The 24,177-nt window shown below is 38.7% G+C and carries 16 protein-coding genes and 1 riboswitch; of the genes, 13 read left to right on the forward strand and 3 right to left on the reverse strand.

From position 1 onward, the window contains the following. Positions 1-8: 8 nt before the first annotated feature. The 7 genes from JET18_RS15030 (at position 9) to JET18_RS15060 (ending at position 7,042) form a co-directional block, all read left to right on the forward strand. On the forward strand, positions 9-992 hold the full coding sequence (locus JET18_RS15030; protein ID WP_202092342.1) for a stage II sporulation protein M: 984 nt from the start codon (positions 9-11) through the stop codon (positions 990-992). Beyond that, entirely contained in the window at positions 976-1,938 is a 963-nt protein-coding gene (locus JET18_RS15035; protein WP_202092344.1) for a DUF4013 domain-containing protein, read from the forward strand. The genes JET18_RS15030 and JET18_RS15035 overlap by 17 nt, the downstream gene beginning before the upstream one ends. After that, the gene (locus tag JET18_RS15040) at positions 1,931-2,728 is read left to right on the forward strand and encodes a DUF4129 domain-containing protein (protein WP_202092346.1); all 798 of its coding nucleotides are present in this window, start codon (positions 1,931-1,933) and stop codon (positions 2,726-2,728) included. Before JET18_RS15035 ends, JET18_RS15040 begins: the two co-directional genes overlap by 8 nt. Positions 2,729-2,740: 12 nt before the next feature. After that, positions 2,741-3,898, forward strand: coding sequence for a DUF4350 domain-containing protein (locus JET18_RS15045; protein ID WP_202092347.1), 1,158 nt, complete (start codon positions 2,741-2,743; stop codon positions 3,896-3,898). Positions 3,899-4,120: 222 nt separating this feature from the next. Continuing rightward, on the forward strand, positions 4,121-5,152 hold the full coding sequence (locus tag JET18_RS15050) for an AAA family ATPase (protein ID WP_202092348.1): 1,032 nt from the start codon (positions 4,121-4,123) through the stop codon (positions 5,150-5,152). 73 nt (positions 5,153-5,225) lie between these two features. Beyond that, a complete protein-coding gene (locus tag JET18_RS15055) occupies positions 5,226-6,548 on the forward strand; it encodes a DUF58 domain-containing protein (protein WP_202092349.1) in 1,323 nt (440 codons plus the stop codon). Between the two features lie 74 nt (positions 6,549-6,622). Continuing rightward, complete coding sequence (locus JET18_RS15060) at positions 6,623-7,042, forward strand: OsmC family protein (RefSeq protein WP_202092350.1); 420 nt, start codon at positions 6,623-6,625, stop codon at positions 7,040-7,042. 122 nt (positions 7,043-7,164) lie between these two features. Here JET18_RS15060 and JET18_RS15065 read toward each other — a convergent pair whose 3' ends face one another. Both JET18_RS15065 and JET18_RS15070 read right to left on the reverse strand, forming a co-directional pair. Then, positions 7,165-10,692 carry a DUF7619 domain-containing protein gene (locus JET18_RS15065; protein ID WP_202092351.1) on the reverse strand — a complete coding sequence of 1,176 codons (3,528 nt, stop codon included), beginning with the start codon at positions 10,690-10,692 and terminating at the stop codon, positions 7,165-7,167. A 346-nt stretch (positions 10,693-11,038) separates the two neighbouring features. Beyond that, positions 11,039-13,654 carry an MGH1-like glycoside hydrolase domain-containing protein gene (locus tag JET18_RS15070; protein ID WP_202092352.1) on the reverse strand — a complete coding sequence of 872 codons (2,616 nt, stop codon included), beginning with the start codon at positions 13,652-13,654 and terminating at the stop codon, positions 11,039-11,041. Between the two features lie 187 nt (positions 13,655-13,841). Continuing rightward, a riboswitch (SAM riboswitch) is annotated at positions 13,842-13,948 on the forward strand. Between the two features lie 58 nt (positions 13,949-14,006). On the opposite strand from JET18_RS15070, the gene JET18_RS15075 reads away from it, so the two are divergent. The 6 genes from JET18_RS15075 to metF all read left to right on the forward strand — a co-directional run bounded on the left by JET18_RS15075 (position 14,007) and on the right by metF (position 22,936). Then, a complete protein-coding gene (locus JET18_RS15075; protein ID WP_202092353.1) occupies positions 14,007-14,945 on the forward strand; it encodes an alpha/beta fold hydrolase in 939 nt (312 codons plus the stop codon). A 1-nt stretch (position 14,946) separates the two neighbouring features. Continuing rightward, on the forward strand, positions 14,947-16,485 hold the full coding sequence (locus JET18_RS15080) for an ACT domain-containing protein (RefSeq protein WP_202092354.1): 1,539 nt from the start codon (positions 14,947-14,949) through the stop codon (positions 16,483-16,485). Between the two features lie 276 nt (positions 16,486-16,761). Next, positions 16,762-17,922 (forward strand): O-succinylhomoserine sulfhydrylase, encoded by a 1,161-nt coding sequence (locus JET18_RS15085; RefSeq protein WP_202092356.1) that lies wholly within the window; start codon positions 16,762-16,764, stop codon positions 17,920-17,922. Positions 17,923-18,078: 156 nt separating this feature from the next. Beyond that, entirely contained in the window at positions 18,079-19,089 is a 1,011-nt protein-coding gene (locus tag JET18_RS15090) for a homocysteine S-methyltransferase family protein (RefSeq protein WP_202092357.1), read from the forward strand. A 140-nt stretch (positions 19,090-19,229) separates the two neighbouring features. Continuing rightward, positions 19,230-21,887 carry a methionine synthase gene (metH, locus tag JET18_RS15095; RefSeq protein ID WP_202092358.1) on the forward strand — a complete coding sequence of 886 codons (2,658 nt, stop codon included), beginning with the start codon at positions 19,230-19,232 and terminating at the stop codon, positions 21,885-21,887. A gap of 89 nt (positions 21,888-21,976) precedes the next feature. After that, positions 21,977-22,936: a methylenetetrahydrofolate reductase [NAD(P)H] gene (gene metF, locus JET18_RS15100; RefSeq protein WP_202092359.1), complete on the forward strand. Its 960-nt coding sequence runs from the start codon at positions 21,977-21,979 to the stop codon at positions 22,934-22,936. A gap of 50 nt (positions 22,937-22,986) precedes the next feature. Here the strand turns inward: metF and JET18_RS15105 are convergent, their stop codons facing one another. Continuing rightward, a complete protein-coding gene (locus JET18_RS15105; RefSeq protein WP_202092360.1) occupies positions 22,987-24,141 on the reverse strand; it encodes a hypothetical protein in 1,155 nt (384 codons plus the stop codon). Between the last annotated feature and the right edge of the window lie 36 nt (positions 24,142-24,177).

Genomic DNA, 24,177 nt, shown 5'->3' on the forward strand with positions numbered 1-24,177 from the left:
TTACAATTATGAGAGAAGTTTATTTCATTAAACAAAATAAAGAAAAATGGTTGGGAATTGAACAGGTTATTCAAGGGAAAATAAAAAAAAATCCGGATGACCTGTCTTCGCTGTATATCAACCTGATCAATGATCTTTCATTTGCACAGACCTATTACCCGAAAAGTAATACCACAGTATACCTGAATCATCTCTCTTCGCAGATATTTCAAAAGATTTACAAGACGAAAAGAGTAGAGGAAAACAGGCTGCTTTACTTTTTCAGGACAGAAGTTCCCCTGCTGGTCTACGAATACAGGAGGTATCTCATGTATGCCTTTTTATTCTTTATCCTTTTTACTTCAATAGGCGTACTGTCCGGAATTTATGATAAAGGTTTTGCGAATATCATTCTTGGAGAAAGCTATGTGAACGAAACCATTGAAAATATTAAAAAAGGTAATGCTGTAGGGGTTTACCAGAGCGGTTCCACCTGGGGAAGTACCATAGGGATCATTTTTAATAATATCGGAGTAGGTGCGAAATTGTATATTTACGGAATTGCAGGAGGAGTAGGAACTTTGTACGCGCTTCTTTCCAACAGTGTGATGCTTGGATCTTTCCAGTACTTTTTCTATGATTATGGCGCCTTGAAAGACAGTGCAAGAGGAATCTGGCTTCACGGTGTTTTTGAGATCTTTGCGATGGTTGTGGAAGCTATGTGCGGACTTATTTTGGGAGCAAGTATTCTGTTTCCAAAAACTTTTTCAAGGTTTAATTCCTTTAAAACAGGTTTCAAAGACTCCTTTAAAATTTTTCTGAGCACCATTCCTTTTACCATTTGTGCGGGAATTATCGAAGGATATGTTACCAGACATGCCCTGACAATGCCACTTGTGGTTAATTTATCGATTATCATTACGTCATTGACCATTATAGGATATTATTATTTTATTTATCCTTCAGTGGTTTATAAAAGAACTAATAACAACACCCATGATGCAGTTTTATAAAAAAAGAGAATTCGGAGCTTTCATCAGTGACAGCTTTAATTTTTTCAAATTATACGGAAAAAATTATTTCAAAAACTATATCCTGATCAACGGGCTGCTGCTGATTTTAGCAACAGTCGTGGTGATTTTTGGGTTCCGGGAAATTTTCGGACAGCTTGTAGGTTCCAACGTCAGCGGGGAAACTTATTATTTTGAAAGATACTTTTCAGAAAATGCAGGAATGCTTATTGTGGCCGGTTTGATCGTTTTTATTCTCTTCGCTCTTCTGGCGATTGTCAACTATCTCTATCCTGTTTTCTACATGAAAAGAATAGCTGCCGGAGCTCAGAAAATAAAAACAGATGAGATTCTGGGTGATTTTAAGGACAATGCGGGAAGAATTTTGAAATTGTGCATCGGAATGCTGGTTATCGTACTTCCGGTAACCATGATCCTTCTGGGGTTTTCTTATCTGTTACTGCTGATTATCATTGGATTTTTTCTTATCCTACTGGTTTATCCCACAGTATTTAATGTTTCAGCGTTTCTGATGTATGATTATTTTAATACAAAGAGAGGATTTATAGAAAGTTTAAGTTATTCCATGAGATCCCAGTTCTCTTATCCGAACGGAAATGAAAAGTCTCCGTACTGGAAATATTGGGGGGCATCCATCATCATGTTTATCATTATGTACATGATTACTTCTGTATTTACCTTTGTTCCGATGATGTTTATGTATGGATCACTGCTTACCTCAACGCCTGATGGAAACTTTGAGGAAAATCCTTTCGCAGGAACAGCAGGTATTATTTTCTTTATATTCTACGGAATTTCAATGCTTGCGTCATTGTTACTTTCCAATCTGATGTATATCAATGCAGGTTTAATGTACTACGACAGCAGAACAGATCTTCACCAGAAAATTGAGCTTGAAGAAATAGAAACCATCGGTATCAATGAATAAATTCCTTTTTTTTCTGCTGGTTATTTTCTCCATTGGTCCTGTGCATGCGCAGGATGACAGTGAGGCTGCCACTGTGGAAGAATATATGGTGGATTCTTTGGGGACGGGACACTACAGAAATATGCTCCGGGCAGATTCTGTACTGCTTCAATATCCGGTTTCTGAAAATACAGTGTATCCCAAAAAGTTCAAAGAAAATATTAAGTCCAGATATAAAGGAAATGATTTTGATTACTCGGTTTCCAGGCCCAGAGAATCTTTTTTCCAAAAACTGATGCGGAGGATTGATAAGATCCTGCAGAGTATTTTTGGGGAAACAGTGTTTACAAATTCTGCGAAAATCACTATGGCTCTGATTCGTCTTTTTGCCATTATTCTCGTAGGGTTTCTCCTTTATTTTATCATTAAATATTTAATGGGTAAAGATGGAAATCTCTTCTTTGGACGGAAAAATAAAAAAGTGGATATCAATGCTGAAGAGCTTCATGAGAATATCCATGAAATCAATTTTCCGGAAAGCATTGCAAAATTTGAACGGGAAGGAGATTACCGCTCGGCAGTCCGGTATCAGTTCCTTTTTGTCCTGAAAAAACTGAGTGACAAAAAACAAATCAACTGGAATCCTGAAAAAACGAATAAAGATTATGCGGGTGAGCTTAAAGACAGTCATTTAAAAGATGAATTTGCCGGGCTTTCCTATATCTTCGATTATGTTTGGTATGGAGAATTCAAGATCGATGAGCAGGCTTACCTGAAATTTAAAAACCAATACCAGGCATTTAAACCTTAATTCCATTTAACCATGAAAAAGACTTTCAAAATATATGCTGTAATATTCATCGTTGTGATGCTTATTCTGGCGTTGCTTGAAGTCAATAAAAAAGAAACGGTTAGCTGGCGCAAGAATTTCGATGTTAATGAAAAGTCTCCTTTCGGCCTGTTCGTCTTTAATAATGAGGCAAAGGATTTATTTAAAAACAACCTGAAAAAAACAGAAGAAGCTCCTTATGATTACTATAGCCAGCGCAAAAAAGAAGCGCACAATATTGTAGTCATTCAGAATGAACTGGATAAAGAATCCTGGAAAAAAATCCTCGATCAGGTATCCGATGGTTCTGATGCCTTAATTCTGTCCAATAAAGTTCCTAAAGACGTTTCAGACAGTATCGGCTACTACGATTCAGATATTTCTTTTGCTGAGCAGAATGTATTGAAACTTACGGACAAACAGTATCAGAATGATTTCATTCAACTGGATAAATTTCCTTCGGGTAAAGGATTTTCCTATATCAAACCCAAAGTAGAAGTATTGGGTAAAACTGTAGAGAAAAATAATTCGGACCAGGCCAATTTTATTAAAACAAAATTTGGAAAAGGAAATATCTACATTCACTGCGAACCGCTTTTTCTCACCAATTATTATCTTTTAAAGCCCGGGAATCAGAAATATGCACAGGATGTTTTTTCGTATCTTCAGGATAGGGAAACAATATGGTTTGTGAAAAAGAATACAAAAATGTCACGTTTCTTTATGAGATTCGTGCTGTCTAATCCGGCACTGAAATATGCGTGGTGGGTATTCTTAGGCGGACTTGTACTGTTTATTTTCTTTAATACAAAAAGAAAACAGAGAATTGTCCCTGTTTTGGAGCCTTTGAGAAATACCTCGCTGGATTTTGTTAAAAGCATTGGAAATCTCTATCTTCAGGAAGGCGATTTTCATGATATGATGGCTAAAAAAGGTCAGTATTTCCTGAATAAGATCAGAATGGATCTTTTGATTGATACCCAGCATCTGGACGCAGATTTTGCCAATAAACTTCAACTGAAAACCGGAAAACCAATGGAAATGATCAGTGAAGCCATTGCCCTCATCAAAAAAGGCCAGGATCCTTACGCCAATGTGATGAAAGAAGACCTCATCAGAATGAATAAACTTCTTGATGAGATCATGGGATAAATTTATTAATGTAACAATGTAACAATGGAGATTGATAAACGGCCGGATTTTATACACGGTCATATTAATACAAATAAAGAGTCCCAAAGGGACGATTTAACAAAGATCGGATGCAATCCGATTAAATAAAATGTAAATAAAACACAAAACAAACCAACAAAAAAATAAAATCGGTCAAAACCCGATACAAAACATACCCATAAAAACCAAAGACATAAAATTATGGAAAACCTTGAAAATGAAAATGCAGAACCTCAAAGTTCTATCAATCTAAATAAAAAAGAAGATCAGTTTCAGTCGAGAATTGATATGATCGAGCTACGTGCCAGTCTTGACAAAGTGAAAACCGAAATTGGCAAGGTCATCGTAGGACAGGAAAGCATGATCGAACATCTTATTGCGGCCCTTTTGTCGAACGGACATGTTTTGATTGAAGGCGTTCCGGGGGTGGCAAAAACCATTACGGCAAAGCTTTTGGCGAAAACAATAGATGTAGGTTTCAGCAGGATCCAGTTTACGCCCGATCTTATGCCTTCGGACATTTTGGGGACATCTGTTTTCAATGTGAAAAATTCTGAATTTGAATTTAAAAAAGGTCCTATATTCTCCAGTTTTATCCTGATTGATGAGATCAACAGATCACCGGCGAAAACCCAGGCCGCTTTGTTTGAAGTGATGGAAGAAAGACAGATCACAATGGACGGAATCCGCTATATTATGGATGAACCTTTCCTTGTGGTAGCTACCCAAAATCCTATAGAACATGAAGGAACTTACAGACTTCCGGAAGCCCAGCTCGACCGTTTCCTGTTCAAAATCAATGTAGGATATCCAAACCTTGAGCAGGAAGTGATGATCATTAAAAACCAGCACGAAAGTAAAAAAGAAGATAAAACGGAAGGGGTAAACAAGGTTATTACCGCCGAACAGCTGAAAAGTTATCAGCATCTTGTCAAAGAAATCATTGTAGAAGCACAATTGATGGAATACATTGCGAAAATTATTGTCAATACCAGAGAAAACCAATTCTTATATCTTGGGGCCTCTCCAAGGGCTTCCCTGGCATTGCTCACCGCATCCAAATCCTTTGCCGCTTTAAGAGGGCGTGATTTTGTGACCCCTGAGGACATTAAAGAAGCAAGTTATGCCGTATTAAGACACAGAGTAATCGTTTCCCCGGAACGCGAAATGGAAGGCCTTACCGCCGATGAAATTATCCGCCAGATATTGGAGGGAATAGAAATTCCTAGATAGATTGCAGGGATTAGGATTTAGGGATTAGAGAATACCCCTAAGCCCTGAATCCTACTTCCTAATCCCTTAAAAAATGAAAAACCTATACATCAATACCCGATTTTTCTTTTCGCTCATAGGAGTGGGGATCGTGTATGTCCTTGCATTTTTCTTTCCGTTTCTGATGTGGGTGGCGCACAGTATCCTGTTGGGATGTTTTCTGGCGGCAATGGTAGATTATCTGTTTCTTTTTAATCCGAAGAATGCCGTACTTGCCCAAAGAATACTTCCTGAAAAACTGTCCAATGGAGATGAGAATTTTGTAAAGATTGATATTAAAAATAATTACAGTTTTAAGATCAGAACCAAAATTATTGATGAAATTCCGTTTCAGTTCCAGAAAAGAGATTTCCTGATCACAAAAGATATTGAATCCGGAAGAAATACCTTTTTCCAATACAGCCTTGAACCTAAAGAAAGGGGAGAGTACAGTTTTGGAAACCTGAATATATATGCCTCTTCACCATTAGGATTTATTTCCAAAAGATTTAATTTCCAGAAAGACGCCATACTGCCTGCTTACCCGTCCTTTGTTCATCTTAGAAAATATGAGCTTATGGCGCTGCAGAGCGAATTTATGCTTGGTGGAATCAAAAAGATCAGAAAACTGGGCCATACCATGGAATTTGAACAGATCAAAGAATATGTTCCCGGCGATGACATCAGAACCATCAACTGGAAGGCAACTTCCAAGACAAACCGTTTGATGGTTAATCAGTTTCAGGATGAAAAATCACAAAGAATTTTTATTCTGATCGATAAAGGAAGGACGATGAAAATGCCTTTTAACGGGCTGAGTCTTCTGGATTACTCGATCAACGCTGCCATGGCGCTTTCCCACATTATTCTGAAGAAAGGAGATCGGGCCGGGATGATGACGTTCTCTAAAAAGACGGAAAACAAAGTAGCGGCTGAGAATAAATCAGGGCAGCTGAAAAAGATCTCAGAAGCTTTGTACAATATTAAAACAGACTTTTTTGAAAGTGACTTTAACCGCCTGTATCAGGATGTAAAATACTCTTTAAACCAGCGAAGTCTGGTGCTCCTTTTTACTAATTTTGAAACACTGGACGGATTAAACCGGCAGTTGAAATACCTTCGAGGTATTGCTAAAAACCATTTGCTGGTAGTTGTATTTTTCAAAAATTCAGAACTGCAGACCCTGATTCAGAAGAATCCTGAAAATATGCAGGAAATTTATGACGAGATCGTTGCTGAAAAATTTGAATTTGAAAAGAAACTCATCATCCAGGAACTGAGAAAGTATGGGATTTATACCGTTTATACCCTGCCTGAAAATTTAAATATTGACGTTATCAATAAATACCTTGAGATAAAAGCGAGAGGAATTTTATAATTTTGCAGGAAGATTTAATCCAATTTCTCTACCGTTCATGATCGGAACCGGAGAATCAAATAATAAAATTTAAAATGAAAATAACATTAAACAGAATCAACGACGACTTCCTATTTGAATGTACCAATTCTCAGGGAAATTCAATTCTTCTTGACAATACTTCACAACCGGGAGCCAAAGGAGTTTCTCCTATGGAAAGCGTATTGATGGCTGTTGCAGGATGCAGCGGAATTGATGTAGTGTCTATTCTGAAAAAGCAGCGTCAGGAAATCACTGGTTTTCAGGCGGAAGTTGAAGGCGAAAGGGTTCAGGTAGAAGATGCAAAACCCTTTAAATCTATTAAGGTTAAATTTCTTCTCGAAGGAAATATTGATCCCAAAAAAGCATTAAAAGCAGCTGAGCTGTCTTTTGAAAAATACTGTTCCGTATCCAAAACTCTGGAACCTAATGTAGAGATCGGGTATGAAGTTCTTGTGAACGGAGAAAAGATCTGAAAACGTTAATAAAATAATAAAGCCGGATAGAGATATCCGGCTTTTGTTTACCATTAAGAAACGGTAAAAGAGCAGCTCACGGCTTCGCCGTGAGCTGCCTCAAGAAAAAGATGAAAAAAAGATTAGTTCTTGATCACTTTTTTCATAAAACTGGCTTTTTCAGTAAATACTTTAAAATAGTAGACTCCTGAAGCTGCCGTATGAAGAGATATTTTTGTTTTTTCAGTATTGATTCCAATCTGTTTTTGAATGATTCTTCCCTGAATGTCATATATTTCCACAGATTTTATCTTTGAATCAGATTCTATGTTGACATCTCCTTTGGTAGGATTTGGATAAACATGTACGCCGGATTTTCCGTCAGATTCCAGGGTCTGAAGTACGGTTCCGCCAATCACGGTCACGGCTTCATTGGTGGCAACAGGGAAATTATAATCAAAATAAATATGAGCTTTTGCGCTTACGCTGTCACCTGATGCAAGACTATTCTTAGTTTTGATCTTAAGGATAATATTACCGTGGGCAGAAGCCGCAAGATTGATGTTTTTCATCATAAACTCCGCCTTATTGTCTATGATCTTTGTATACGTCCCGTGCGAAGTATGCTGCAGCTGTAATGAAGGAACATTAAAATCATTCGGATCAATATCCATTTCCACAACAATATGGGTAGCTGGTGCATTTCCGGTATTTTCAAAATTGATGATATAATGAAGATCTTTACCGGTCATGGAAACAGGAATCTGGCTGCCTTCCATACAGGTGATATCATTAGGGTCGAATGATCCCGTTACGGTCTGATTATAATTAAAGCTGTTATCCGCCGGATTGGCATCTCCCGATACCGGAGTTACAGAAGCAGTAAAATTAAGCTGGTCACCAATATTGACAGGGTTTGTCGCATGCATAGGAGGGTTGATATTGAATGTAATTTCAGAAGCCGTATTGGAATAAGGCTTTAAGTTGGTGAAATTGAACGTCACCTGATTCCCCGAAACCGAAGAAGGCAGTGACGAAGACATGAAATTCATTTTTGAATTGTTAAATGTAACGGTTGTGCTTCCTGAAAGAGACGTATTGCCTTTATTTCTCCAGATTACTTTATAAACAGCATCAAAACCGGGTCTGGCATCAGTAACCGGAGCAAAAACCACTTCCAGATCCTTTATATTCCCGTTTCTGGTGACACATATGTCCTGCATGGAAACAGTATTGTTATTCACAAAATTAACGTTGAAAGCAGATGGCGTCACCGTGTAAAGGGCAGGGTTTTCAGGTTCTGCTGTCACGGTTATATTTCCTGTCTGCGTATATAAATTATAGCTGCCGTCAGTTTTCACAAAAGTTTCCTCTGTAGTGGTTCCGTTGCTGACTTTTATTTTCATGTGTTCAAAAACAGCATCGCCGGCATCGCAGCCATTATTGTTATCATCAAATTTTACAGTTCCGGTGATTGTATTATAGTTTCCTCCCGGCACAAAATTGCAGTAATCATTTACATTGCAGACGATTCCTTCCATAGCAAGGCTGTCTTCTATAGCTGTTATCTGTGAAGTGTCACAGCAGATGTATTGTAGAGCAGAATTGTATGGGAAAGAAAAATATTCATTCTTCCCGTTTTTTGCAAAAATCTTTTCTATTGATTGGGATTCAAGGAGAACCATTTCCAGATTTGTACAGTTATTTACATTGAATGTTTTTGTAAATATACCATCGTTTGCAAAAGGTAATCCGATACCGAAATAGGCCATATCAGCATATACTTCCGAAATATTTCTTATTTTCAAATGCCCGCTGAAATCCACGTCCGTTATTTTATTTCTACCCATGATCAGAGAATCCAGATTGGGGAAATTATGGATGTTAAGGTCAGTCAGGTTATTGCTTAAAACACTTAAATTTTTAAGATTTGCAGATGTTCCTGTGATGCTGTTCAGTTTATTATAGGCGGCATCAAGAGAAATAACACTTGGGATACTGGCTGTATTTAAACTCGTAAACTGATTTCCTGTAATCTTTAAGGTCTTTAAATTAACCGTATTGGTAAAGTCAAATGATGTCAGATCATTCCGTACAGCTTTTACGGTTTCAAGGTTTGATGCATTTTTTAACTTCAGTTCAGTCAGTTTATTATAACTTACATCTACCGACTGTAGTGCATTACAGTCTTCAATATTTAAATTGGCTAAATTCCAGTTAACAGGAACACTGCTGCCCATAAAAGGACCATGCTGGAATTGCTGAAGGCTTGGGCAGTTTTTAATGGTTACATTTTTTAAACCTTGCTGTCCTTCAAATGAAACTCCCGTAAGCAAAGGACAGTTCTGGATATTGACAGACTGCAAGAACTGAGATGTAAAATCAGGTTGCGGAGAATAATTCTGAAAATCCTGATATTGAAGGCTGGCGCTTACCGATTCAAGCTTAGGTAAGCCGTTAATGCTAAGCTGCGTCATCATGTGGTTTCCCAAACCAAGTGCTTTGAGCTGTGAATTACCGGAAATATTCAGCGATTCAAGCGGACCGAAGAAATTGGTATAATAAGCAGGATAATAGCCCGGACTTCCAAGATAAAGATGTTCCAGGTTTACCGCATCTGTGGCATCAAAAGAGCTGTATCCGTAACCAAGAATATTAATGTTTTTCAGTGCAGGACAATTGGCCGTTTGAAATGGGACCGTTAAAGTGCTTCCGGTCAGATTATTTAATTTAATTTGATTCAGAACAGGGCAGTTATTAACGCTGAGAGCCCCTAAATCGGAGCTGCATTCTATGGTCTGTAAATTAAGACAGTTGTTAGCTGAAAGACTGGATATTTTTATATTTCCGTTAAAATTCAAATTGATAAACAGAGGACAGTAGCTGATATCCAGAAGCCCCAAAGATGAGGGATTGGCTGTAGAACTGCCATTATTGACCAAATGAAGGGTATCTAAGAAATTACAATGACTTAAATTCAGTTCTGCTAAACTTACATCTGTGATATTTACTTCCTTTAATGATTGATGATAACTTAAATTGAGAACAGGATTATTTGAATTATTAAATAAAAAATCTCCACTTAAACTCAGCTTTTCAAGATAACCGGAAGCCGCAATAGTGGTAAGTATATCCTGAACCGGAGTGCCGTATGAAAGCATGATATCAACATTTTTCAAAGAAGGGACACCGGAGAATACCTGAATAGGAATTCCCCTGATTTTAAAATTTTTAAGATTGGAACAGTTGCTGACCGAAGCATTGCCCGGATCAGAATTGTTAAATGAAATATCCAGATTCTCCAGGACATTTAAATTGGAAATACCAAGTCCCGAAGCCGGCGTATTCCAGTAATCAATTTTGATGCTTTTTGCATTCACAAAAGATAAAATTCCCTGATAGTTTTGGATAGGGTCAGTATCATTAAGATTGGACTCGGGATAAATAATTTCTAATGCGCTTACCTGGCTGGCCTCGCTTTGCTCTATTTGGCCGTTACCATTGGCATCAATCGAAAAGTAGTTTCCAGACAGATCTTTGGCAACAGTGTTGGAAGGTGATGACGACAAAAGTCTGGCCCTGAAATAAGCATCAGGAATGCTGATTGTCTGTGCTTTTATTCCCAGGCTGAGCAACAGGAAAGAAAGCAAACAAAATAATTTTGTTTTCATGGAAAAGTGTGTGTTTTAAATTGGGTTCTTCACCGCATGTGAAAATCTGTTCTGATCAACAGTTCAGAAGTAATTATAAAATGCAGGAAGTAGTATTAGCTTTTAAACAGGGTTTTTCAGAAGTGAAAAACGGTTGAAGTTTGAGATACAGACCATATGCTTTGGTGGTCTTCTTCTCAATTCCTGATAAAAGTACCAGGAAAACAGATAGGAAATTTATTTTCATTTTGTGTGTGTTTCTTGGGACTAAGGTAGATAAAAAAACAAATACAACGATTTTACATAATATTTTTTATTAAAATTTCATTTTTAAATAAAAAAACCTCTGGTAAAAGAGGTTTTATGTTTATACAGTTAATCTAGGTTTCATCAGCTTGGCAACTGTTGCCGTCCATCCGGTCTGATGGGAAGCTCCCACGCCGCGGCCATTGTCGCCATGGAAATATTCAAAGAAAGTAATATAATCCTTAAAATGTTCATCATAATTAAACTTTGGATTTCCCCCGTTGAAAGGTCTTTGCCCATGTTCATCCTTTAAAAATAAAGAACATAATCTGCGGCTGATATTCTGGGCTACTTCATCCAGGTTTTTCTTCTCGCCGCTTCCGGTTGGGAATTCCACTTTTAAGCTGTTGCCATAGTAGAAATGGAAGCGCTGTAAACTTTCAACGATCAGGAAGTTGATCGGGAACCAGATCGGACCGCGCCAGTTGCTGTTTCCTCCAAACATACGGCTGTCACTTTCTGCAGGTGTATAATACACCACGTTTTCCGTACCGTGAACAGAGAAAACAAAAGGATTTTCCTCATAAACTTTTGACATCGCACGGATTCCGTATGAGCTTAAAAATTCCTTCTCATCCAGCATTCTGGTCAGTACCTTTGTCAGTCTGTTTTTACGCAGAATGCTCATCAGGTGTTTTCTGCCCTGTCCTTCCTCATCCCAGTGAGAAACCAGCTTCGTCAGCTCAGGCTTATTTTTTAAAACCCATTCCATTCTTGCCTGGAAATTCGGCATTTTATCTAATAATTTGTGATCGATAATCTCTACGGCAAACATCGGGATCAATCCGACAATACTTCTTAATTTTAAAGAAACACTGTCTCCGTTGCCCAGCTGAAGCACATCGTAGAAAAAGCCGTCCTCCTCATTCCATAATCCGTCTTTACCATCTCCAAGATTTTCCATAGCTTCCGCGATATACAGATAATGCTCAAAAAACTTGATGGCCATATCTTCGTACACCTGGTAATACTGGGCCAGTTCCATAGCGATCCGCATCATATTAAGGGCATACATCGCCATCCAGCTGGTTCCGTCTGCCTGTTCAAGATGCTGTCCGTCTTTAAGTTCCATATTCCGGTCAAAAGCACCGATATTATCGAGCCCCAGGAAACCGCCGCCAAAAATATTGTTCCCGCTTTTATCCTTACGGTTCACCCACCAGGTAAAATTCAGGAGAAGCTTCTGAAATACCTTTTCCAGGAATAACAGGTCAGGTTTGCCGTTCTGCTTTTCATCAATTTTAAAAACGCGGAAGCAGGACCATGCGTGTACAGGTGGATTTACATCGCTCAGGTTCCATTCATAGGCTGGAAGCTGTCCGTTGGGATGCATATACCATTCCTTCGTCAGCAGAAGAAGCTGTCCTTTAGCAAATTCACCGTCAATAATCGAGAAGGGTACACAGTGAAACGCAAGATCCCATGTAGCATACCACGGATATTCCCATTTATCGGGCATGGAAATAATATCCTTATTGTGAAGGTGGTTCCATTCCGTATTTCTTACATAATCATTGAAATTTCTCGGAGCTTCATGGTTCGGATCACCTTTCAGCCATTTTCCTACGTTATAATGATAGAATTGTTTATTCCATAAAAGTCCTGCAAAAGCCTGTCTCTGCACATTCCTTTCATCTTCATTGGTGGTTTCACTCTGGATTTCGTGATAGAATTCGTCCGCTTCGGAAGTTCTGGCATTGAAGATTTCATCAAACCTTTCAAAAGGCTCATCAATTTCCTCCGGACAAAGCCTGAAATCAAAAGTCTTGGACTGTCCCGCTCCAATGATCTCATCAATAATAAAAGAAGCTTTGGTTCCTCTTTTTTCAGGATTTACCGTATTGCTTCCGTAAATAATGTGATCATTGATACCATCTTTAAAATAAGTGTTTCCCGGATAAGGAGCACCGTATAATTTAGGACTGTTCGTTTCATTATCGCAGAAAGCAGTTTTAGCCCCCAGATTTCTCGAATAAAGCTTTTTGATCGAGATGCTGTCGTGGTTAATATCAATGCATCCATCGAAAGAAGCATTCATCTGGGCTTTATACGTATTATAGCCCCATTTCCAGTTGTTTCTGAACCATGCGGTGGGAGCAATCACAATCGGGGCATTCTGCTGGCTTCTGTTATGAACTGTTATTCGCGCTAAAATATCATTATGATCGGCTTTACAGTATTCAATGAAAATATCGAAGTACTCATCATTGTCAAAAATTCCGGTATCAAAGATTTCATATTCCGGTTCCTTCTTGCTTCGTCTCCCGTTTTCCGCCACAAGATCATCGTACGGAAATGAGTTGATCGGATATTTATACACCATTTTCATATAGCTGTGCGTAGGTGTATTATCCAGGTAATAAAAAATCTCTTTAATATCCTCTCCATGATTTCCCTGGGGATTGCTCAGTCCAAAGAAACGTTCTTTTATGATTTTATCTTGTCTGTTCCAAAATGAAAAAGCGAAACAGAAAATCTGTTTCACATCAGAGATTCCTGCGATGCCTTCCTCTCCCCAACGGTAAGCGTAGCTTTCCGCATTATTGTGGTTGGCGTAGTGCCAGGCATTTCCGTTTGGGCTGTAGTCTTCACGGACATTTCCCCACTGACGGTTGCTGACGTATGGCCCCCAGTTTTTCCATTTTGTATCTTGTAATCTTTCTTTTTCAGCAGTCATATCTCATCATTTTTTCAGTACGAAGGTAGTTTTTTTGAAAAATAATTCCAATTCCTTCTATCTGAATAATTCTTAACACACCTCTGAAACACTTGTAATTACGGGCTTTTTAAAGATTAAATATTTTTTATTGTAAAAATTAAAAGAAAACCCTTATCTTTGCCGTGCGTTCATTCAAATATTGAAAATGTTATCAAGAAAGGTTGAGGGATTAGACCCTATGAAACCTTAGCAACCCTTTGTGCAAGCAGAGAAGGTGCTACGTTCTACCAATTTATTTTGGACAGATAACTCACTGAAGTTCTTTTCAGCCATTTCCTGTGGCATTTTCAATTGTATTAAAATAATAGAATTGAAAACAGAACTAAACTATATTAATCTTTCGTATCAAACCCGTTCCCAAAAGGAATATCATATCCCGTTGACTTATCAGATCTTCGGGAAAGACCTGTTTACAGCTCCCATTATACTGATCAATCATGCTTTAACCGGAAATTCAAATGTTTCCGGAGAAAAAGGCTGGTGGAAACAGCTAATTGGTGAAAATCAGGTGATCGATACGCATAAATATACAGTTCTGTGTTTCAATATCCCCGGAAACGGATATGATGATTTTTTAATTGACGAATACGAAGACTTCACCCCTTCAGAGATAGCAGAAATATTCCTGAAAGGTCTTGAAGCTTTACATATCAAAAAACTGTACGCCATTATCGGAGGTTCTCTTGGAGGTGGAATTGGCTGGGAAATGCTGGCTAAGCAACCAAAGCTTGCGGAAATTTTTATCCCTATTGCCTGCGACCTCAGAACACACGACTGGCTTCATGCCCAGTGCCTGGTTCAGAAATTTCTGTTGAGCGGAAACGATGAACCTTTGCAGAAAGCAAGAATACACGCCATGCTGTGTTACAGAACACCCCAATCTTTAAATGACAGATTTCAAAACAGATATCATAAAGATAATCAGCGCTTAGAATCAGAAGACTGGCTGGTTTATCACGGAAATTCATTAAACGAAAGGTTTAGTTTAGGATCATATAAACTGATGAACCATCTTCTGATGAATATCAATACTGAAGAATCTCAACTGGAAAATATCACTGCACGAATGCACCTGATCGCTGTAGATACCGACCTGTTTTTCCCGGCTTCAGAAATCCGAATGTGCTTTGAAAAGCTGAAAGAAAAAAAGAAAGAGGTTTTCTATCATGAAATACAGTCAATTCACGGGCACGATGCCTTCTTAATGGAATACAAACAATTAAATACTATCATAAAAAATATTTTGTAGAATGAGAAATGCTAACGAAATAAAGTTTTTAAAAAACAGATCAATTATTAAATTCGAAGGGGAAGATTTCTTAGGTGAAATCGGGATCGACGGAAGAATTTTTAAAGCGCTTACTTTAGCGAGAATCAGTGTAGGAGTAATCTCCCAGCAGGCTATTGAAAATGGAATCTCCATTCTGGTTAATGAAGCGGATGCAGAAAAAGCCGTTGCCTGTCTGATTGATGAATTTGAAGCAGAAAGAAGATCGGGAAAAGTTTCCCAGATTTACAGTATCAATAATGTTTCCGTACTGGGGTTTGTAGCGGAAGACTTTAATAAAGTATTGGCTGAACTGGCCAGGAATAATGTTTTCCCATTGCTTTTAAACCAGGTTTCAGGAGAAAACAGAGTTAATATTGTAGTTACTTCGTCTCAGGATGAAAAAACGAAAAATGTTATTGAGTCTGAAATTTTCAAAAAGCCTAAAACCGTTCATCTGGCCATTATCGGACATGGAAATGTTGGAAAAACATTAATAGAGCAGGTTTTAAGATCTTCCGAAGAAATTAAAAGACGCAAGAAGATCGATCTTAAAGTTGTGGCCGTAGCCAATTCAAGAAAAATTGCGTTCAATAAAAAAGGTTTTAATGCAGACTGGAATGATGAGGTTTCAGTGGCGGAGCATCCGTCAAGCGTAGAAGAATTAATCAACTTCTCAAAAGAAAATCAGCTGGAAAATCTGATTGTAGTAGATAATACCGCCAGTAAAGATTTTGTGAAAAATTATCATGCACTGGCTGAAAATGGTTTTGACCTGGTTTCTTCCAACAAGATCTTCAACACGCTTCCTATCGAAGAATACCGTAAACTAAGATATACGTTGAGTAAAAACAACAGACGTTACTTATATGAAACCAACGTTGGTGCGGGACTTCCGTTAATTGATACCATCAAATTACTTCACCTGTCAGGAGAAAATATTACAAGAATCAAAGGGGTTTTCTCCGGAACATTGAGCTATGTTTTCAATAATTTTTCTTTGAGAGACGATAAGTTTTCCACAATTGTCAACGAAGCTTTGGAAAAAGGCTACACAGAACCAGACCCAAGAGAAGATTTATCAGGAAATGATGTCGCTAGAAAACTGTTGATTCTGGCTAGGGAGCTGGATTTAATCAATGAATTTGACGATATCAACATTCAGAATCTGGTTCCTGAAAGTTTACTTTCTGTTTCAAAATCAGAATTCCTTTCAAGATTAGACGAACTGGATGAAGAATATCAGAAAATCAAGGAAAACCAGGAGCCGGGTCACGTTTTAAGATATGTCGGGGATTTACATGGAGATTTACAAAAAGATAAAGGCGAGCTTGACGTGAAACTGGTTTCCGTTCCGGGAAGTTCCGCATTAGGACAGCTTAAAGGCTCAGATTCAATCTTCGAGATTTACACGGAAAGCTATGGTGAAAACCCGATCGTGATCATGGGTGCCGGAGCCGGAGCTCAGGTGACCGCAAGAGGTGTTTTCGGCGATATTTTAAGAGTAAGTGAAACGAAATAATATTAATAACAATGTAACAATGTAACAATGTAACAATGTAACAATGTAACAATGTAACAATGTAACAATGGATATTAATAAATTTCAAAACAATACTCTACGACATTAAAAAAGTGAGTCCCAAAGGGACGATTTAACAAAGGATAGGATGAAATCCTATCTTATTATAAAACCCACCCCAAAAAAACGTAATTATTATTTTTTATATAACGCACCAATGGCTCTCCATCATTAAACACCACACAAACCATTGCTGCCCTATTAAATTAAAACTATATGGAAAATTTTGAAACTTCCGCTATAAGAACCCAGACTGAAAGATCTCAGTTTGACGAGCATTCCACGCCGTTATACCTTACATCCAGTTTTATTTTTCAGGATGCAGAGGACATGAGAGCCAGTTTTGCCGAAGAAAAAGATAAAAACCTCTACAGCCGTTTTTCCAACCCGAATATAACTGAATTTACAGATAAGATCGTAAAAATGGAAGGCGCAGAAGCAGGATATGCATTTGCAACCGGGATGGCGGCCATCTATTCCACATTTGCCACTTTATTGGATGCAGGCGATCATATTGTAAGCTGTCAGTCGGTTTTCGGATCTACCCATACGCTGTTTACCAAGTATTTCCCGAAATGGAATATTGAAACGTCTTACTTTAAGGCAGAAGATGCTGAAAATGTAGAACAGTACATTAAGCCTAATACAAAGATCCTATACCTTGAAACACCTACTAATCCGGCTATTGAAATTCTGGATCTTGAGTTTTTCGGACAGATTGCAAAAAAGCATAACCTTATATTTATTGTAGATAATTGTTTTGCAACACCTTATCTTCAGCAGCCGATTAAGTATGGTGCAGATGTTGTTGTACATTCTGCAACGAAACTTATTGACGGACAGGGAAGAGTATTAGGTGGAGTAGCCGTAGGAAAAGCCGATCTGATCAGAGAAATTTACCTTTTTGCAAGAAATACCGGACCAGCAATGTCGCCTTTCAACGCCTGGGTGCTTTCAAAAAGTCTTGAGACACTTGCGATCAGGGTTGAAAAACATTGTGAAAATGCATTAAAAGTAGCAGAATTTTTAGAAAACCACCCAAATGTAGAGCTTGTAAAATATCCGTTCTTAAAATCTCATCCGAGCTATGAAATTGCCAAAAAGCAGATGAAATTAGGAGGGAATATTGTAGCCTTTGAAATTAAAGGAGGTATAGAAGGCGGAAGAAACTTCCTGGACAAAATAAAATTGTGCTCACTTTCAGCCAACCTTGGAGATACCAGAACAATTGTAACACACCCTGCATCAACTACGCATTCAAAACTGACAGATGAAGAAAGAAACGAAGTAGGAATTACAGCAGGCTTAGTGCGTTGTTCCGTAGGTTTAGAAAATGTAGAAGATGTCATTGCAGATTTGAAACAGGCTTTGGATTAAAATTCTGGGAATAGCTTGATTCAACTCAAAATAAGCCTTGTCAAGATTTTAAACCTTGACAAGGCTTGGTAAGTTTGAATAAACAAAGAGTCCCAACGGGACGATTTACCAAAGGATAGGATGAAAATCCTATCGATCAAAATAATAAGAAATCATATGAAGAATTCAGAACAATTATACAAAGCCATATCAGAGAGAATTTTAATTCTCGACGGTGCCATGGGAACCATGCTTCAGCGTTACAAGTTCGAAGAAGAAGATTACCGCGGAGAGCGTTTCAAAGATTGGGAACATCCGGTAAAAGGAAATAACGACCTTCTTTCCCTTACTCAGCCTCAGGCCATTGAAGAGGTTCATAGAAAATACCTGGAAGCGGGAGCAGATATTCTCGAAACCAATACGTTTTCCGGAACTACCATTGCTATGGCAGATTATCATATGGAAGATCTCGTGTATGAACTGAACTATGAATCAGCGAAAATTGCCAGAAAAGTTTGTGATGAATTTACAGCTCAAAATCCGGATAAGCCAAGATTCGTGGCAGGTTCTATCGGACCTACCAACAGAACGGCAAGTTTAAGTCCGGATGTAAATGATCCAGGATACAGAGCTATTACCTTTGAAGAATTAAGAGCGGCTTACAAACAGCAGTGTGAAGCTTTACTCGACGGAGGTTCAGATATTCTTCTGGTAGAAACCATTTTCGATACACTGAATGCAAAAGCAGCTTTATTTGCCATTGATGAACTTCAGGATGAAAGGAATATTAAAATTCCGATCATGGTTTCCGGAACCATTACCGATGCGTCAGGGAGAACACTGAGCGGCCAGACTGCCGAAGCTTTCCTGATCTCAGTTTCACATTTAAATTTATTAAGCGTAGGATTTAACTGCGCTTTAGGAGCAGATCAGCTGACCCCTTATCTGGAGACACTGGCCCATAACTCAGAATTTTATGTTTCTGCTTACCCGAATGCCGGACTTCCCAATGCCTTCGGAAAATATGATGAGACGCCTGAAGATATGGCGCGGCAGATCAAAGAATATGTGGAAAAAGGATTGATTAATATTATCGGCGGATGCTGTGGAACAACACCCGATCATATAAAAGCTATTGCAGACTTGGTAGCACAATATCCACCAAGAAAAACGAAAGAGTTTGTATAATCAGGCTGTTTTTAATTAAAACAAAAAATAGAAGCTGGCTTATAAAAAGTTTCCGCTGTTTACAACCTGAAGCAGAGCTATAGATCTGCCGGGACCAAATACGGACAGTGCCTATTATAATTTAGCAGAATAAAAAATTAATGAAATATTTAAGATTATCAGGCCTTGAGCCTCTTATCATAACGCCGGAAAGTAATTTCATCAATGTTGGTGAAAGGACAAACGTTGCCGGTTCCAAAAAGTTTTTAAGATTAATAAAAGAAGAAAAATTCGGTGAAGCACTGGATATTGCCCGTCATCAGGTTGAAGGCGGTGCACAGATTCTTGATGTCAATTTCGATGACGGATTGATCGACGGAAAAGCTTCCATGATCAAATTTTTAAATTTAATTGCTTCCGAACCGGATATTTCCAGAATTCCTTTGATGATCGACTCCTCGAAATGGGAGATCTTAGAAGCGGGACTTCAGGTGGCACAGGGAAAATGTGTCGTGAACTCTATCAGTTTAAAAGAAGGAGAAGAAGAATTTATCAGTCACGCAAAAGCCATCAAAAGATATGGTGCTGCCATGATTGTTATGGCATTTGATGAGGTGGGGCAGGCCGATACTTACGAGCGTAGAATAGAAATTTCAAAACGGTCTTATGATATTCTGGTCAATCAGCTCAATTTCCCCGCAGAAGATATTATTTTCGATTTAAATATTTTCCCTGTGGCAACAGGAATGGACGAGCACCGGAGAAATGCCATTGACTTTATCGAAGCCACAAGATGGGTCCGTCAGAATCTTCCGTATGCATCCGTGAGTGGTGGTGTAAGCAACGTTTCTTTTTCCTTCCGTGGCAATGATACCGTAAGAGAAGCCATGCACTCGGTTTTCCTGTATCACGCCATTCAGGCAGGAATGAATATGGGAATTGTAAACCCTGCAATGCTTGAGGTTTATGATGAAATTAATAAAGAGCTTCTTGGGCTTGTGGAAGATGTTATTCTTGACAAAAGAGAAGATGCCACAGAAAGATTGCTGGATTACTCCGAAAAACATAAATCGGTCAAAAAAGAAAAAGTTGAAGATTTAGAATGGAGAACAAAACCTTTGCAGGACAGAATCACCCATGCTCTGGTAAAAGGAATCGACCGTTTTATTGAAGAAGATGTGGAAGAGGCAAGACAGCAGGCGGCAAAGCCATTACACGTTATTGAAATTAATTTAATGACCGGAATGGGCGTGGTCGGAGATTTATTCGGAAGCGGAAAAATGTTCTTACCTCAGGTGGTAAAATCGGCTAGGGTAATGAAAAAAGCGGTGGCTTATTTACAGCCCTTTATTGAAGCGGAAAAAGATGGCTCAAGACCGGCCAACGGAAAGATTTTGATGGCAACGGTAAAAGGTGATGTTCACGATATCGGTAAAAATATTGTAAGCGTTGTTTTAGGTTGTAATAACTATGAAATTGTTGATCTGGGTGTAATGGTTCCTGCTGAAAAAATTATTCAGACTGCGATTGCTGAAAAGGTAGATGTTATTGGATTGAGCGGTTTGATCACACCAAGTTTGGATGAAATGGTGTATATCGCTCAGGAATTAGAAAGACAAAACCTTGATTTTCCTTTATTGATTGGTGGTGCTACCACTTCCAAAGCACATACCGCTGTGAAAATCGATTTAAAATATAAAAATGCAGTCGTTCACGTGAATGATGCTTCCAGAGCGGTGAATGTGGTAAGTTCGCTTTTAGGGGACAGAAATAAAGAATATGTTTCAGAACTTAAAGATGAATACTCCGATTTCCGTGAGAAATTCCTGAACAGACAGGTGGATAAAGATTATGTTTCCATTCAGGAGGCTAGACAAAGTCATTTCACAATCGACTGGGAAAACGAAGAAATTTTTACACCGAATCAGTTAGGCGTAACTGTATTTGAAGATCAGGATCTGAGAGAACTGCTTCCGTTTATCGATTGGTCGCCGTTTTTCAGAAGCTGGGACCTTCACGGAAAATATCCGAATATTTTTGAAGATAAAGTCGTAGGAGAGCAGGCAAAGGAATTATTTAAAGATGCCCAGGTAATTTTAAATAAAATTCTCGATGAAAAAAGACTGCAGGCAAAAGCCATCTTCGGAATCTTCAAAGCGAATTCCAATGAAACGGATGATATTTTGATTTTTAATGAAAATAATGAAGAACAGGCCAGATTCCTGACCTTAAGACAGCAGGCACAGCGTTCCAAAGGAAAAGAATATTTAGCATTAAGTGACTTCATCGCTCCGCAGACTTCCGGAAAGACGGATTATGTAGGCGCTTTCTGCGTAACTACCGGTTTCGGAACAGACGAATTCGCTGAGGAATATGAAAAAGCCAACGATGATTATAATGCCATCATGGTAAAAGCCCTTGCCGACAGATTTGCTGAAGCCTACGCCGAATTTTTACACAAAAAAGTAAGAACAGAATATTGGGGCTATGCCAATCAGGAAAACCTGAGCAATGAAGACCTTATCGCTGAAAAATACAAAGGGATCCGTCCCGCTCCAGGCTATCCTGCATGTCCTGACCATCTGGAAAAGAAAACCATCTGGGATCTTTTAAAAGTAGAAGAAAATACTGGGGTTTTCCTTACAGAAAGTCTGGCGATGTTTCCTACGGCTGCCGTTTCCGGATATTATTTCGGAAGTCCGCATGCGAAGTATTTCGGTCTGGGAAAAATTACTGAAGATCAGCTTAAAGATTATGCAAAAAGAAGAGGTTGCTCAATTGATGAAGCCAGAAGATGGTTATCTCCGAATTTAGCTTAAAATGTTAATGATTTTGACTTACCGGTTGATGACAGCCGGCCACTGATAAACCAGCAGCTTGCAACAAAAGAAAATAACTAAACTATACAATGAAGATCACTGAACACATAAAAAACGCAAACGGGAAAACTTTATTCTCCTTAGAAGTGGTTCCGCCCCAGAAAGGCATAGGAATCGAAGATCTGTACACAAATATAGATCCGCTTATGGAGTTTAAGCCGCCATTTATTGATGTCACCACTTCCAGGGAAGAATACATTTATATTGACAAAGGAAACGGGCTTATGGAGCGCCGTATTACCAGAATGCGTCCCGGAACGCTTGGAATATGTGCCGCAATTCAGCATAAATACAATGTGGATACCGTTCCCCATCTGTTGTGTGGAGGCTTCACCAAAGAAGAAACAGAATACCTTTTGGTAGACTGTATGTATTTGGGGATAGACAATATTATGGCTTTGAGAGGAGATGCGATGAAAGGGCATCAGTATTTTGAGCCTACCCCGGGAGGACATGCCAGTGCGATGGATCTTGTTCACCAGATCAATGACCTGGGAAGAGGAAAGTATCTTCATAATGACGAAAAGGCTTCCGATGAGCTTAATAAGTTCTGCATAGGAGTAGCAGGCTATCCGGAGAAGCATATGGAAGCACCTTCCATGAATTACGACCTGAAATGGCTCAAAGAAAAAGTAGATGCCGGAGCAGATTATATCGTTACCCAGATGTTTTTTGATAATAAAAGATTTATTGAATTTGTTCAGAAAGCAAGGGAAATGGGAATTACAGTCCCTATTATCCCGGGAATAAAACCTATTGCCACCAAAAAACATCTGAAAATTCTTCCGCAGGTATTCAAAATAGATCTTCCTGAAGAGCTGATCAGCGAAGTGGAAAATGCTAAAAACAACGAAGCTGTAAAACAGATCGGAGTGGAATGGGCCATTAACCAATGCAGGGAACTGCTGGATTTTGGAGTTCCCGTTCTTCACTTTTACTCCATGGGGAAAAGTGATAATATTAAAAAAGTAGCCGGAGAGCTATTCTAATAGAGTATTTAATGAAAGGAGCCCTGCTGATCAACAGCAGGGTTTTTTATTTACAGGATAGGATGTCTTTCAAATTCTTTCGTTCGGTCAAATAAATACCGGTAGGTGGTCAGTTTTCTAGTCACTGTGGTATCCAGACTTTCCGCTATTTTGATCATTTTAGGATTGAAATCTCCGATCCATTGAAGTTCAGTAGTTTTAAAATCCGTATGTTTTCTCAGATGCTGTGTTCCTTCCCAGATCATATAACCGTCTATACCTTTCTTTTGCCATTCCGGAATAACGCCGAAAACAAGACCTACCATTTTCTCATTCTTCCTGAATTTTTTTATCCACAGAAACCTGAGTTTTTCCACAATTCCGAATTTCCCGTTCAGATATTTAAACCATTGGTTCACATCCGGAAGATTCATCCACATTGCAATCGGTTTTTCATTTTCATAGACAAACCAAGAGATATGTTCGTTGATAATCGGCTTCATGGTGTTGAACATTTTCAGTACTTTTGCTTCTTCCAGCTGCTTGCCTTCCCCATGGCAGGCCCAGGCCTGATTGTAGATATCCGTAAAATCTTTTGCGAACTTCGGCAGATTATTCTTTTTCATCGGCCTTGCAGAGATCGCCGGATTTCTACTGTGCTTCGTATGCATTAAAGTAAAAACCCTTGAAACATCTGCAAAAATGGGTCTCGAAAAACAAAGCTGTTCAAAATACATTTTAAAGCCGTAGTTTTCAAAAAGTGCTTTATAATAAGGGAAATTATAGTTCATGCCGAATAAAGGCTCCTCAAAACCTTCCGTCAGAAGCCCCCAGAATTTATCCCGTTCTCCAAAATTGATGGGACCGTCCATAGCTTCCATGCCTCTTTCCTTAAGCCAATCTACGCAGTGATCAAAGATAAAATCAGCTGTTTTCTGGTCATTGATACAGTCGAAAAAACCGATTCCTCCCGTAGGCTGTTCCTGCTGGCAGCTGGCAGAGACGAAAACGGCCACTTTTCCTACCGTTTCATTCTGTTTGTTTTTAAATAAAAATCGGGTGCATTCTCCTTCCGTGAAGAATTTATTTTTTTCAGGATCAAAAATCTCTTCGATATCCTGGTTTCGTGGTCTGATGTAATTCTTGTCGCGCCGGTAAAGCTGGGCGGGAAATTCTAAAAAGTCCTTTTTCTGTTTTTTGTTCTGTACTTCTTCGACAATAATCATAGGCTAAGTTGAGAATGGACAATGTTTTTCGTTCAA

This window comes from Chryseobacterium endalhagicum (assembly GCF_016745235.1).
GTDB classification, from domain to species: Bacteria; Bacteroidota; Bacteroidia; order Flavobacteriales; family Weeksellaceae; genus Chryseobacterium; species Chryseobacterium endalhagicum.

What these genes read in the sequence shown, in the direction of transcription:
- metH (WP_202092358.1), top strand. Translation starts at nt 19,230, where the DNA reads ATGAAATATTTAAGATTATCAGGCCTTGAGCCTCTTATCATAACGCCG.
- JET18_RS15030 (WP_202092342.1), top strand. Translation starts at nt 9, where the DNA reads ATGAGAGAAGTTTATTTCATTAAACAAAATAAAGAAAAATGGTTGGGA.
- JET18_RS15040 (WP_202092346.1), top strand. Translation starts at nt 1,931, where the DNA reads ATGAATAAATTCCTTTTTTTTCTGCTGGTTATTTTCTCCATTGGTCCT.
- JET18_RS15090 (WP_202092357.1), top strand. Translation starts at nt 18,079, where the DNA reads ATGAAGAATTCAGAACAATTATACAAAGCCATATCAGAGAGAATTTTA.
- metF (WP_202092359.1), top strand. Translation starts at nt 21,977, where the DNA reads ATGAAGATCACTGAACACATAAAAAACGCAAACGGGAAAACTTTATTC.
- JET18_RS15065 (WP_202092351.1), bottom strand. Translation starts at nt 10,692, where the DNA reads ATGAAAACAAAATTATTTTGTTTGCTTTCTTTCCTGTTGCTCAGCCTG.
- JET18_RS15045 (WP_202092347.1), top strand. Translation starts at nt 2,741, where the DNA reads ATGAAAAAGACTTTCAAAATATATGCTGTAATATTCATCGTTGTGATG.
- JET18_RS15055 (WP_202092349.1), top strand. Translation starts at nt 5,226, where the DNA reads ATGAAAAACCTATACATCAATACCCGATTTTTCTTTTCGCTCATAGGA.
- JET18_RS15080 (WP_202092354.1), top strand. Translation starts at nt 14,947, where the DNA reads ATGAGAAATGCTAACGAAATAAAGTTTTTAAAAAACAGATCAATTATT.
- JET18_RS15035 (WP_202092344.1), top strand. Translation starts at nt 976, where the DNA reads ATGATGCAGTTTTATAAAAAAAGAGAATTCGGAGCTTTCATCAGTGAC.
- JET18_RS15050 (WP_202092348.1), top strand. Translation starts at nt 4,121, where the DNA reads ATGGAAAACCTTGAAAATGAAAATGCAGAACCTCAAAGTTCTATCAAT.
- JET18_RS15060 (WP_202092350.1), top strand. Translation starts at nt 6,623, where the DNA reads ATGAAAATAACATTAAACAGAATCAACGACGACTTCCTATTTGAATGT.
- JET18_RS15070 (WP_202092352.1), bottom strand. Translation starts at nt 13,654, where the DNA reads ATGACTGCTGAAAAAGAAAGATTACAAGATACAAAATGGAAAAACTGG.
- JET18_RS15105 (WP_202092360.1), bottom strand. Translation starts at nt 24,141, where the DNA reads ATGATTATTGTCGAAGAAGTACAGAACAAAAAACAGAAAAAGGACTTT.
- JET18_RS15085 (WP_202092356.1), top strand. Translation starts at nt 16,762, where the DNA reads ATGGAAAATTTTGAAACTTCCGCTATAAGAACCCAGACTGAAAGATCT.